We start from the raw sequence: 13,107 nt of genomic DNA, 5'->3' as shown, positions 1-13,107 counted from the left end.
ATCTCATATGTTATTAGGAATGGTAGGACCGTGGCAGATTATGCTAATACTTGGTTTTGGTCTAGGAATAATTCTTCCAATAATCGCTTTGGTAGATATCGTGAGGAATGATTTTAGAGGAAATAACAAAATTGTATGGGTATTGATTGTGATATTCTTCAATGTTTTTGGATCAATACTTTATTTCGCTCTCGGCAAAAAACAACGCATTCTATAATTATGAAATTAAAAAAAGGCAAAGATCTCCACCCTTGCCTTATTAACAAATCATCTAAAAACAAACTATCTTTCTTAAAACCATCTAATAGGATGGCCTTATGTTTAAGGTAACTATAGCTACATTATTGTATGTATATATGCTAACTTTTGGTTATATTCTATAAAATAGTCTCTTCAGTTTATTTACGAAAAAGCATTCTGTTCGGTTTTCAGTTTTAATGAACTACTTTCAGAATTTCAGAAAAAAAAAGGCGAAATTGATATTTCCGCCTTTATTAAAAATTAACAAACAATCTATTTTTATAGAACAGGCAATAAAACCTGATCGATCACATGTACAATACCATTAGTAGTTTGTACATCTGGAATAACCATATTTGCAGGAGTTGCATTACCAGAACCACTTACTGTAAGTGTTCCGTTATTAAAAGCTCCTAGAGTAATTGAGTCAGAACCCAACGCATCATAAGAACCAGCACTTAATTCTGAAGTAAACTTATCTGCAGAAACATCAGCAAATACGTGATTTAATAAAACTTCAGTAACAAGAGCCTTATCGAGTTGTCTAACATCTGATGGTTGTGTGAATGTTAATCCTAAAGCAGCACCTAAATTTATGAACGCTTGATCATTAGGAGCAAAAACAGTAAAGTTAGCATCTGGATTACTTAGAGCTTCAGCTAATTCTGCGTACAATACGGCTTCAACTAAATAGCTTAATTCTGGTGTTTTAAAAACTTGAGCACTTTGCAAAGCCACAGCAGATTCAACTACATTACCTCCAGTTGCAATCATAACTTTATCAATAACGTGAACTGTACCATTTTGTGCACGTACATCTGTTGCAAGTATTTTTGATCCGTTTATATATACATCAGAACCGCGCATCACAAATCTGCGGGATATACCTAAAGCAGAATTTGATGATCCTCCTGCTTCAAAACCCCCAGATACTAAGTTTCCGTTAGATACGTGATATAACAGTGCATTGGTTAAAAAAGGAGTTGTTAATACTCCTAATGTAGCTTCTTCAAGTCCTAAACGCGCAAAAGCATCATTTGTAGGAGCAAAAACAGTATAATCTCCCGAAGGATCATTAGGATTGGCATTACTTAAAACACCTACTAAATTGGCATTAATTGCAGCAGATTCTAAGGTACTAAAAGCGGGATTTGCAACTGCTACACCTGCAATAGACGTTAGTTGGTCTTCGTAGGCAGATTCACTCTCACAAGAAGAAGTAAGTACCACACTTAGAAGCGCAATAGCAATACCAGTATATTTATATAAGTTTTTCATAATATTTTAGTGTAAAAATTTAGTGATTAAAATGAGTAAGTAAGTCCCCAGTTATACCCGTCAGAATCTCCAAGGTTACGACCATTTACGTAAGTACTATATCCGCCAGATACACCTATACCTCTATAAAGTGGCACATAAGCAGTAAAACCTAGACGCGTATAATTAACTCGGGTTGCCGGAAAAAATCCTGTAAAACCTTCACCAAAAATATCTACCCCATCTTTATCTGATAATTGATTAGCCACATATGCATCTAAGTAAAACATATCTGCAGCGTACCCTAATTTGAATTCGCTTAGCAAAGCATTAGGCACATCATTACTGCGTAAACTATATCCCATTTGACCTGTGGCAAAAAAGCCAGAGTCATTTTTATAAGATGCTATTGCTAGCCCTGTTATATCTGTAGATCTGTTACCAATAGCAATAATAGATTGAAATCCCGGATCTTCACTATAATCACCAACCGGCAGCTCTACTCCTGCTGCTGCAATTAAATCAATAGAACCTTTAGGAGTTTTCACATTTGTAATTCGGTACTTTCCATATACACTTAAATCCTGAAAGCCCTTAACTTCATTGGTAAGTCCATTATTAGCAAGTGTCTCAGCAGTTGCTTCACCTTCTGCCTTTATATAAGGTAAGTTTACCACGATATCCAGGTCATCGGTTAAACCATATTCTCCATAAAGTGAATAGCTTGTGGTTTGCACTTCATTAAATACAGGAACCCCATTTACTTTTTGTGGTACTAAGAATACTTCATCATATTCTTCAGAAGAAAAAGATAGCGTAAAGCTTCCTTCTCCTTTAGCTTTCATAAAACCACTAACCGGGCTCTGAGCTATCATTAAAACAGGTAGCATTAAAAGCAAACCTGTAATTAAGCGTAAGTTTAAATTCATAATTTATCGTTTATAGTTAACAACAAGAGATACGCAGAAGATTTGAAGCTGGTTTTCACAATATTCTGTTAAAAACCCTGAGTCGGTTTTTCTCGTATACTTGAGTACGGGCTTAAAGAATTGCACGTATTACTTAAATTTGATCTCATGTTTGTTTTCAACTATATTTTGATGCTTGTTCTGGTTACGGGAAGTAATGAACAGAAAACATATATAAAAGAATATTATGCAAATGGTATTTTAAAATCTGAAGGCTGGTCTATTAACAATCAAAAAACTGATTACTGGTTTTATTATTATGAAAACGGAAATGTGAAAGGAAAAGGATCTTATGAGACTAATAAAAAGAATGGTTATTGGTTTTTCTATAATCAAAGTAACGCTGTAATTAGTCAAGGTCATTACCAGAATGGTAAGCGAGTAAACTGGTGGGTACTCCTAAGAGAAAAAAATGTGGTAGAAAAAGTACAATTTGTTAATGATGTTAGGCAAGGCTACAGCTTGTTATATAAAAACGGAAACTTATTTAAAGCACAACATTACAAGGATAACATTCTTACCGGTGCCTGGACGAGTATTGCTAATTTCAAAAAAGATAACCCTAACGCTCAATTCTAATGCAGCAAATTATTAAAGTAATAATTCCTGCATATAATGAGGAGCAATCAATAGGACTAGTTGTTAGAGATATTCCTCATTTTGTAGATGAGATAATAGTAGTAAGTAATAACTCTACAGACGCTACTGCAGCAAAATCTGTTGAAGCAGGTGCCACATCACTTACCGAAACTTCACCAGGATATGGTTATGCTTGCTTAAAAGGGTTGCAGTACATTGCAGGATTAGAAGATAAGCCAGATATTGTTGTTTTTCTTGATGGAGATTATAGTGACTATCCTAAGCAGTTAACACAACTCATAAAGCCCATACTTGAAGATGATATTGATTTTGTTGTAGGTGCACGAGTGAAATCACTGAGACAACCGGGAAGTATGACTTTTCCGCAACGGTTCGGTAATAAATTAGCTACAACATTAATGCGTTTAATTTTCAACTCAAGATTTACAGATCTTGGTCCCTTTAGGGCTATTAAATATGATAAATTGCTATCCCTTAATATGCAGGATAAAACCTATGGTTGGACGGTTGAAATGCAATTAAAGGCACTACGACATAAACTCACTTATACAGAAGTACCTATGAAGTACCGTAATCGTATAGGTGTTTCTAAGGTTTCAGGCACAGTCAAAGGTGCTATATTTGCCGGAATTAAAATTCTCGGTTGGATTTTTAAGTACAGTTTTAAATAATGCAGACAATAATAATAGTTCTTTATACTTTATCCCTTACTGTAATTTTCCTCTACAGTTTAGCTCAATTAAATCTGCTTTTTAATTATTTAAAAGCGAAGAAAAAGATAGATAACGCCCCGGTTTATGACTTAGACAATCCAGATGAAATTCCGTTTGTCACTATACAGCTGCCTCTATACAATGAGTTATATGTAGTAAAACGTCTTCTTGATAATATATCTAAAATGGATTATCCTACAAATAAAATGGAGATTCAAGTATTAGATGATTCTACAGATGAAAGCCTTACCGAAACCCGAAAACTGATAAATAATTTAAGACTAGAGGGCTTACCTATAAAACACATCACGCGTACAAATCGAGTAGGATTTAAAGCCGGTGCGTTAAAAGAAGGACTGGCGATTGCTAAAGGAGATTATATTGCAATTTTTGATTCTGACTTTGTTCCGAAATCAGATTGGTTAAAAAAAACTGTTCCGTATTTCAAAGATCCTAAAGTGGGTGTAGTACAAACACGCTGGGCACATCTAAACAGAGATTATTCTATTCTAACTAAAATTCAGGCATTCGCACTAGATTTTCATTTTGTTCTGGAACAAGTGGGGCGCAACTTTGGCCATCATTTTATAAATTTTAATGGTACGGCAGGGATTTGGCGTAAAACGTGCATTTTAGATGCCGGAAACTGGCAGGGAGACACGTTGACTGAAGATCTTGATCTTAGCTATCGTGCCCAACTTAACAAATGGGATTTTAAATATCTAGAGGAAGTTGAGACACCCGCAGAATTACCTATCGCTATAAGTGCAGCCCGCTCTCAACAATTCAGATGGAACAAAGGTGCAGCCGAAAATTTCCAAAAGCTTTATGGTAGATTACTTAAAGATCCTACCGTTTCATTCAAAACCAAATTTCATAGTTTTTTTCATTTACTTAATAGTAGCATGTTCTTGCTCGTATTACTCATTGCTATTTTGAGTGTGCCCGTATTGTATATAAAAAATACAAATCCTGAGTTTGATTTTATTTTTAAAGTGACCGCTTTTTTTGCTATAAGCACTGTAATATTCTTTATCTGCTACTGGGTAACCTACAAAAAAATTCACGGCAGCGGATTCAAAAACTTTATCTCTTATGTAGGTATGTTTATCGCATTTTTCTCAATTGCAATGGGCTTTAGCGTACATAATTCACTTGCAGTTTTAGAAGGCCATTTTGGTAAAAAATCAGAATTTATACGCACTCCAAAATTTAATGTCAACAAGCTAAGCGACAGTTGGAAGTCTAATATTTATCTAAAGAAAACTATATCCTTAAATACAATTCTCGAAAGTTTACTATTCTTATATTTTGGCTTTGCAATTGTAAGCGCGTTCTATATGAGAGATTTTGGACTTATAACATTTCACATTATGTTGTTTTTTGGATTTGGATTCGTAGCTTTTAAATCTATTTTTTCAAGAATTTAAACAATGTAGTTCTTCGTTCTCTATACCGTTGACATTGAAAACCAAATGTACTGATCACTAAAAACCGATATGCTTCAGACTCTTAAACATTACAAGATTCCGGTTTTAATGACATTCGGTATTTTATTAATGTATTGGGAATTTGCATACAATTTACAACGTCACGACTTTGTAAAATTTATTCTCCTTTACGCTGCTCTTTTCTTTTTAAGCTTTAAGCTTATTCAACAACTAAAAGTCAATTTTAAAACACTTGTTACAATAGGTATAGTACTCAGGTTACTATTTATAATCGCATTGCCTAATTTATCGCAAGACTACTATAGATTTTTGTGGGATGGCCGGTTAATAGCTGAAGGATTAAACCCTTATCTTTATACACCAGATCATTGGGTAGCGTTAGGATCATTACCTATAGCCCAAAGTAACGAGTTGCTAGAAGGGATGGGTGATTTAAGTGCAAGACATTACTCTAACTATCCTCCCGTGAACCAACTGTTTTTCTGGCTTTCAGGCTTGTTAAGTGGTAAATCAATACTTGGAGGAGTTATCGTTTTGAGACTGTTTATAATAGCCGCCGATGTGGGGATATTACTTATAGGACGTAAGCTTCTAGTCTTGATGAATCTACCAAAGCATCAAATTTTCTGGTATTTTTTAAATCCATTTATACTAATTGAACTTACCGGAAATTTACACTTTGAAGGTGTGATGCTTTTTTTCTTTCTAGTCGCACTTTATCTGTTACATCGTGAAAGATATCTCTGGTCATCAATTTTTATAGGTCTCTCTATTTCTGTGAAATTGGTTCCTCTATTATTGCTACCGTTGTTTTACCAGATTTTAATAAGTAAGACTCCAAGCTCAACTAAAATAGACTCTCGCCTAAGTCATTTAATACGTAAACCGAAAGCTTCCTTTCTAAGACTGTTTATATTTTATATAATTGTATTGACAACATTCGTATTAACGTTCATCCCCTTTAGTACACCCGAGTTAATAAATCATTTCTCAAGTACTATCGCGCTTTGGTTTGAGAAATTTGAATTCAACGCCAGCATTTATTATATCATAAGATACATAGGCTTTCAGACCAAAGGATTTAATATAATTGCCACAGCAGGTCAAGAGCTCCCCAAGTATGTTATTGCATTTCTTCTTCTTCTAACTTTCTTGAGAAAAAATAACTCGACTTTACGCTTATTTCCAGTTCTTCTATTTGGTATAAGTATCTATTTTCTGCTTTCGACAACAATTCATCCGTGGTATATTGCTACACCATTGTTATTGTCAGTTTTTACGAAATATCAATATGCTATAGTCTGGAGTGCTGTTGTGATGCTCAGTTATTCGGCTTATAAGATTGATTCTGTGAATGAAAACCTATGGCTGGTAGCAATAGAATATGTGGTGTTAATAGGTTATTTCATTTACGAACTCACCATCAAAAAAAGCAAACAAGTTAATCTGTAGCATTTACAAGATAAAGACAACCTACGCGTCGTATTTTATAATTCCGATCTTTTTTTGAAGTAATATTACCATCATAGCAATCTTGCAGAATAAAGTCATACCCCACCATTTTTTCTTTAGCAAGCTCCTCTTGTTCACGTTCAACAATTACATAGAAAGAGGTCTCTTTAGGATAATTAATGCCCTCACGGCTCATTAAAACAGGTAGACGTTTACCTAGATCCCAAATCAATTCTGGCGAGCTGTTTTCATAGAGAAAAACCGGCTTATTAAGACGTTCTAACTCTACAATTTTAGGTGCTAATTCCTTATAATTTGTATTTGTATATGTAACTTTTATAAAAGGAAATCCGCAAGTGATTATCAAACACGTGAAAAATATCACAGTGTAAAATGCATTTTCGATATTCTTTCTTTTGAGATTTTTTATAATAAAAATTGCGACAAAAAGACAACCCACTTGGAATAGAGAATAGTAAACCCATAAAATGCCTGTAAAATCATCTACAAATAAGTAGATTAAAAAGGGACAAGCTAATGCAGCTGCTAATGCTATAATTGAAAAATTAAAATACACAGGCAATACCTCCCGTTTATCTTTAAGTTCTGAAAACTTGCGTACTAAATAATCAATATAAAAACTTGTATTTAGTGCCAACGGAATAAGTACTGGCAAGAGATATCTCGATTTTTTCTCTGGTATGATTGAAAGTAAAACTACTGCAGAAAGCGTCCATAATAAAGTGAACTGATAGGCTTTTAGATTTAAAACTCTTGTTTTTAAATAGGGATATAAAAGTCCTATAAATGCAGGAATTGTCCAGATCCCACTTTGAGTAAAAAAACTCCAGTAATAGTAAAATGGTCGGGTATTGTGATTTGCCCAGGCGGTAGCTTCTTTATTAGCAATGCTGGCTGCAGTATCTGTATCACCAAAGTATAAAGCAAGTGCCCACCACGAACTAAGAGCTAAGGCGATAATGATAAGAATCATAAACGGAAATGCTCTCCCGCTAGAAGATCTTATTCTGAAAATAAATAAGTAAGAAATTAAAAAGGGTAGCAACAACGCAAAGTGACTTACCGGCCCTTTACTCATAAAAGAAAGACCAATAAATAAGCCTGCAAGTATTGCGCTGGTATATTTTTTAATATCAGTAGAAAAAAACTGAAATAAGAAGTAAATCCCTAACAGCATAAAAGCGTGGGCAAAAATATCCCAGGTACCATTGCGCCCTGCAAAAATTACATAAAAAGAAGTCGCAACGAGTAGAGCTCCATATAGCGCTTGCTTAGCAGGTAATTGTAATCTTTTAATTGAAAATAAATAACTGAAATAAACTAACAATGTGGTTACAATAGCTGAAGGTAATCGCAACGCCCAAAGCTTATTTACACCAAAAATAGCACCGGAAAAAGCACTTAACCAAGTAGGTAATGGTGGTTTTTCATAACGAGCTTCTCCATTCATCGTGGTAAAAATCCAGTTATCAAAATGCAGCATCTCTCGGGCTGTATTAAAATTACGAGCCTCCATTATATTTGCATACAAAATATCAAGATGAGGAAAGAACAACAATAAGCAGGTAAGAACTACTATAAATGGATAATATTTTTCTTCAATTTTCATTCTTTATCAATACCTATTGCTAAACGCATATTTCTAAAATAAATAAAAACTCCCATTACGTGACCTACAATCAGAACGGGATCTTTTCTAAAAAATGCATAGATAAGAATTAAAAGTCCGCCAACTAAACTTAGTAACCAAAAGCCAAGTGGTAGTGTTGATTTTTTATTGCGCTCAGAATAGATCCATTGATAGATAAAACGTAATGTAAATATTAATTGAGCTACACTTCCTAAAACCAACAACCAGAGCGGTATGTTTTCGTTTTTAAAAAGTTTATCTATATCATAATCCCCATTATTATACGCGTAAATGACTATAATAAGAGGAAAAATCCATAAAAACCACCGAATAACTTTAGGCGATTTCAACCATTGCCCTTGCAATTGAAGATTACGTATATATATAAAATAGGTAAGTGTCTGACCTAGCATTATGGCAAAATCATCTCGTAAATAACCATACACAAAAAGTAAAAATGATGCACCAAGACTCAACCACCAAAACGTTGATGGTGTTAATACTCGCTTTTGTTTTTCAGATAAAAACCATTGTATTACCAATCTTCCTGAAAACATAAGCTGAGCAAGAAAGCCTATCGTATAAATCCAGTACGGACTAGTCATTCGATTTTTTTGCTATTGTATAATTTATGTACTTCTTCTTCATCCACAGGTAAGCAAAACAATCCATTAATGGACCCAATAATCGATTCCAAACTCCAAAGTTTGCAGTACCCGCAACTCTTGGAAAATGCCTAATAGGAATTTGTACTGTTTTACCTTGTTGCAACATAATCATCGCAGGAAGAAAACGGTGAAGCCCTCTAAACATAGGAATACGCTTTGCGTATTCCGTTTTAATTATTTTTAAAGGACACCCAGTGTCATCCATCCCATCATTAGTAAATGCTCTGCGTATATTGTTTGCTATTGCACTTGACATATTTTTTACAAAAGAGTCTTTGCGATCAGCACGATGACCTGTTACAAGATCATATTCATCTATATAAGGAAGCAGTATATTAAAGTCCTCTGGTGTGGTCTGAAGGTCGCTATCTATATATCCTACTAAAGGTGTAGTGGTGGCATCAAAACCAGCTTTAATTGCAGCACTTAAACCACAATTTTTTTCAAAGGCTATAAACTTAAAGCCCTCTCCCCTATTGCAAATTTGTTCTATTAGATCTTGACTTCCATCTTTTGACCCATCATTAACAAAAAGTACTTGAGTAGGAACTGCTGCAATTTTAAAATAATCCCGAAATACCTGTTCTACCCGAAGCAAATTTTCTTCTTCATTATACACAGGAACCACTACGGTTAATCTATAAGACATAGTAATAAATAAGTTTGCGAAAATAAGCATTACTTCTAAAGCAATTCTAAAGAACACAAGTTTTTGTTGACTAAAGAATCTATAAAACACAAAAAGCCTCACAATATAAAACATTGTGAGGCTTTTATTATTCTTTACAACAGATGCTTACATATCTAACAAATAAGCAAATATAAGTGGCGCTACAATTGTCGCATCACTTTCTATAATAAACTTAGGCGTATTAATGTCTAGTTTACCCCATGTGATTTTCTCATTAGGCACTGCTCCAGAATAAGAACCGTAACTTGTTGTAGAGTCAGAAATCTGACAGAAGTAACTCCAAAAAGGAGTTTCTTCACGCTCCATATCCTGATAAAGCATAGGCACAACGCAAATTGGGAAATCTCCCGCAATACCACCACCTATTTGGAAAAAGCCTATACCATTTGCACTATTATCTGTGTACCAGTCTGCTAAGAAAGTCATATACTCAATACCAGATTTCATTGTAGTCGCTTTAAGCTCTCCCTTAAGTACATAGGACGCAAAGATATTACCCATTGTACTATCTTCCCAACCCGGGCAAATTATAGGTAAGTTCTTTTCCGCAGCTGCATACATCCACGAATCTTTAAGATCTATCTCGTAATATTCTTCAAGAACACCACTTAACAACATCTTATACATAAATTCGTGCGGCAGGTAACGCTCGCCGGCATCATCTGCATCCTTCCATATTTTATGAATATGCTTTTGCAATCTTCTAAAAGCTTCCTCTTCTGGAATACATGTGTCTGTAACACGGTTTAAACCTTTTTCTAATAAATCCCATTCATCCTGAGCTGTTAAATCGCGATAGTTTGGCACACGCTTATAATGAGAATGTGCTACGAGATTCATGATATCTTCTTCCAGGTTTGCTCCAGTACATGATATAATTTGTACTTTATCCTGGCGAATCATTTCGGCAAAAATTTTCCCTATCTCTGCTGTACTCATCGCACCTGCAAGAGAAACGAGCATTTTTGCTCCATTGTTTAACTGCTCTTCATAAGCTTTTGCTGCATCAACAACAGAAGCTGAATTGAAGTGTAAATAATATTTCTCTATAAATTGAGAGATTGCTCCCTTAGTCTTCATCGTCATTTAAATCAAATTTATTTACGCTACCCTTACCTGGTTTTGCAACGTAACTATTATCGTAATTCTCTTCTATATCCTGCCCTTCAAATTTGTAGCTTAGCATTTTATAATAAAGTTTTGCTGCTAAAAAGTCTGATGAGTTATCATTAGGATTAGGGCATAGTTCCATAAGGTCAAAACCTACCACATTCTTTTCAGCAAAAAGGCGCTTTAAGAAATCCATTGTTTCATACCAGAATAAACCGCCCGGTTCTGGTGTTCCTGTAGAAGGCATTATTGATGGGTCTAAACCATCTAGATCAAACGTGATAAATACATTGTCTGTACATAAGTCTATCACATTATCTACCCAGTATTCATCTTGGATCATTTGATGAGCAAAGAAGGTTTTATCCTCATCCATGACCGTTTTTTCAAGTACATCCATACTACGGATACCTACCTGAATTAAATTTGTATTCTGGCTCGCCTCATACATTGCACAAGCGTGATTGCATGTGCTTCCCATGTACTCTTGACGCAAATCTGCATGAGCATCAATCTGAACAACTGTAAGGTTATCAAAAAGCTCATTAAATGCACGAATAGCACCTATTGAAACCGAATGTTCACCTCCAAAAAGCGTAACAAATTTATTGCGCTTTATAAAGTCTTTAGTAACCTTATGCACCTCAGAAACGAGTGCTTCCGGAGAACTGTCTTCTGTAATTGCCGGAGCTAAATAGATACCTTGCTGATACACCTCTGTATCGGTCTCAATATCATAAATCTCCATATTTTCAGAAGCATCTAAAAAGGCCTGTGGACCTTTATCAGCTCCTTTTCCCCAAGTACTAGTACCATCATAAGGCACCGGTATTAGAACTATTTTTGAGGTTTCAAGTTTGGCAAATTCATCAGGGATGCCGGCATAGTTTTTAGTTGTATTCATAACCTAAAATCTTGAGCAATTGTTCTGCTTTTTGTTGTTCGTTAAATATACGGGTTGTTAAGTTACCATTTTCATCTCTATCAATCAGAATATGTTTTGGCTGCGGAATTAAGCAATGCTGCAGACCACCATATCCACCTATTGACTCTTGATAGGCACCGGTATTAAAAAAGCCGATGTATAATGGTTTATCTTTCTTGTATTTAGGCAAGTAAATAGCATTACTATGCTGTTCACTATTATAATAATCATCACTATCACACGTAAGACCTCCTAATAACACACGCTCGTATTCTTCTTCCCATCTGTTTATAGGCAGTAAAATAAAACGCTTGCTAATTGCCCACGTATCTGGTAAAGTGGTGATAAACGATGAGTTTATCATGTTCCACTTCTCTCTATCATTTTGTTGCTTTTGATATAGCACTTCGTAAATAGCACCTCCACTCTCTCCTACAGTAAAACTACCAAACTCAGTAAAAATATTAGGTACTACAACATCTGCCTCTTCACAAGTAATTTTTATCTGATTGATAATTTCATCAACCATATAGGCATAATCATAGTCAAAAGCCAAAGAATTTTTTATAGGAAAGCCTCCTCCTATATTTAAGCTATCTAAGCTAGGACAGATTTTCTTAAGACGTGTATATACTTTAAGACACTTATTTAATTCATTCCAGTAGTAAGCATTATCTCGTATACCGGTATTAATGAAAAAATGAAGCATTTTTAACTCAACCTGATCATTATTTTTGATCTGATCCTCGTAAAAAGGTATGATATTTTTATAACCTATTCCTAGTCGAGATGTATAAAACTCAAATTTAGGTTCTTCTTCAGATGCAATACGTATTCCTATTTTAAAGTCACCCTTTATCCCTTCAGATAAAAGATTAATTTCTTCATAGTTATCTATAATAGGCACACAATTTTTATGGCCATTATTCATCAAATTTGTAATGTTCTCGATGTATTGATCCCTTTTAAAACCATTACAAATGACAAAAGTCTCATCTGTAATTTTTCCATTTTCTTTAAGCTTATTTACAATATCAATATCAAAGGCCGATGAAGTCTCGATATGAATATCATTTTTTAAAGCCTCATCAAGAACATGCTTAAAGTGTGAGCTCTTTGTACAGTAACAGTAATTGTAATTCCCTTTGTAATTATGCTTTTGAATTGCATCTCTAAACCAGGTTTTGGCTCTGTTGATATTATCAGATATCTTAGGCAAATAACTAAATTTTAGTGGAGCACCATATTGCTCAACTAATGCCATCAAATCTATATCGTGAAATTGTAAGTGGTTGTCCTCAAGTTTGAAATCTTCCTGAGGAAAATAAAAGGATTGATCTATGAGATCTATATATTTCGTATTCATCAAATAGTTTAAAGT

At 34.5% G+C, this 13,107-nt stretch carries 13 protein-coding genes; 5 read left to right on the top strand and 8 right to left on the bottom strand.

Annotated elements, in window-relative coordinates:
- The first annotated feature begins 7 nt into the window (after positions 1-7).
- The gene (locus tag DSM00_RS12275; RefSeq protein WP_128758262.1) at positions 8-217 is read left to right on the top strand and encodes a PLDc N-terminal domain-containing protein; all 210 of its coding nucleotides are present in this window, start codon (positions 8-10) and stop codon (positions 215-217) included.
- 302 nt (positions 218-519) lie between these two features.
- On the opposite strand, the gene DSM00_RS12270 is transcribed toward DSM00_RS12275, so the two are convergent.
- Together DSM00_RS12270 and DSM00_RS12265 are read right to left on the bottom strand one after the other, a co-directional pair.
- Complete coding sequence (locus DSM00_RS12270) at positions 520-1,518, bottom strand: fasciclin domain-containing protein (RefSeq protein WP_128758261.1); 999 nt, start codon at positions 1,516-1,518, stop codon at positions 520-522.
- Between the two features lie 26 nt (positions 1,519-1,544).
- Complete coding sequence (locus DSM00_RS12265) at positions 1,545-2,426, bottom strand: hypothetical protein (protein WP_128758260.1); 882 nt, start codon at positions 2,424-2,426, stop codon at positions 1,545-1,547.
- A 147-nt stretch (positions 2,427-2,573) separates the two neighbouring features.
- Between DSM00_RS12265 and DSM00_RS12260 the strand changes: the two genes are divergently transcribed.
- From DSM00_RS12260 to DSM00_RS12245, 4 genes are all read left to right on the top strand, one after another.
- Positions 2,574-3,044, top strand: coding sequence for a toxin-antitoxin system YwqK family antitoxin (locus tag DSM00_RS12260; RefSeq protein ID WP_128758259.1), 471 nt, complete (start codon positions 2,574-2,576; stop codon positions 3,042-3,044).
- On the top strand, positions 3,044-3,736 hold the full coding sequence (locus DSM00_RS12255; protein ID WP_128758258.1) for a glycosyltransferase family 2 protein: 693 nt from the start codon (positions 3,044-3,046) through the stop codon (positions 3,734-3,736). Before DSM00_RS12260 ends, DSM00_RS12255 begins: the two co-directional genes overlap by 1 nt.
- Complete coding sequence (locus DSM00_RS12250; protein WP_128758257.1) at positions 3,736-5,208, top strand: cellulose synthase family protein; 1,473 nt, start codon at positions 3,736-3,738, stop codon at positions 5,206-5,208. The genes DSM00_RS12255 and DSM00_RS12250 overlap by 1 nt, the downstream gene beginning before the upstream one ends.
- 69 nt (positions 5,209-5,277) lie before the next feature.
- Positions 5,278-6,681: a putative hexosyltransferase gene (locus tag DSM00_RS12245; protein WP_128758256.1), complete on the top strand. Its 1,404-nt coding sequence runs from the start codon at positions 5,278-5,280 to the stop codon at positions 6,679-6,681.
- Here DSM00_RS12245 and DSM00_RS12240 read toward each other — a convergent pair.
- From DSM00_RS12240 to DSM00_RS12215, 6 genes are all read right to left on the bottom strand, one after another.
- Positions 6,671-8,311: an ArnT family glycosyltransferase gene (locus DSM00_RS12240; RefSeq protein WP_128758255.1), complete on the bottom strand. Its 1,641-nt coding sequence runs from the start codon at positions 8,309-8,311 to the stop codon at positions 6,671-6,673. The two genes, DSM00_RS12245 and DSM00_RS12240, sit on opposite strands and share 11 nt — an antisense overlap.
- Complete coding sequence (locus DSM00_RS12235; protein WP_128758254.1) at positions 8,308-8,937, bottom strand: lipid-A-disaccharide synthase N-terminal domain-containing protein; 630 nt, start codon at positions 8,935-8,937, stop codon at positions 8,308-8,310. Before DSM00_RS12235 ends, DSM00_RS12240 begins: the two co-directional genes overlap by 4 nt.
- Complete coding sequence (locus DSM00_RS12230) at positions 8,930-9,649, bottom strand: glycosyltransferase (protein WP_128758253.1); 720 nt, start codon at positions 9,647-9,649, stop codon at positions 8,930-8,932. The genes DSM00_RS12235 and DSM00_RS12230 overlap by 8 nt, the downstream gene beginning before the upstream one ends.
- Before the next feature lie 147 nt (positions 9,650-9,796).
- Positions 9,797-10,771 (bottom strand): deoxyhypusine synthase family protein, encoded by a 975-nt coding sequence (locus tag DSM00_RS12225; protein WP_128758301.1) that lies wholly within the window; start codon positions 10,769-10,771, stop codon positions 9,797-9,799.
- The gene (gene speB, locus DSM00_RS12220) at positions 10,761-11,705 is read right to left on the bottom strand and encodes an agmatinase (RefSeq protein WP_128758252.1); all 945 of its coding nucleotides are present in this window, start codon (positions 11,703-11,705) and stop codon (positions 10,761-10,763) included. Before speB ends, DSM00_RS12225 begins: the two co-directional genes overlap by 11 nt.
- Positions 11,692-13,092, bottom strand: coding sequence for an arginine decarboxylase (locus DSM00_RS12215; protein WP_128758251.1), 1,401 nt, complete (start codon positions 13,090-13,092; stop codon positions 11,692-11,694). Before DSM00_RS12215 ends, speB begins: the two co-directional genes overlap by 14 nt.
- Positions 13,093-13,107: the final 15 nt, after the last annotated feature.

The sequence above is a fragment of the Leeuwenhoekiella aequorea genome, from assembly GCF_004104375.1.
Classification (GTDB): Bacteria; Bacteroidota; Bacteroidia; order Flavobacteriales; family Flavobacteriaceae; genus Leeuwenhoekiella; species Leeuwenhoekiella aequorea.
This window is presented reverse-complemented; position numbering and strand designations above follow the sequence as displayed.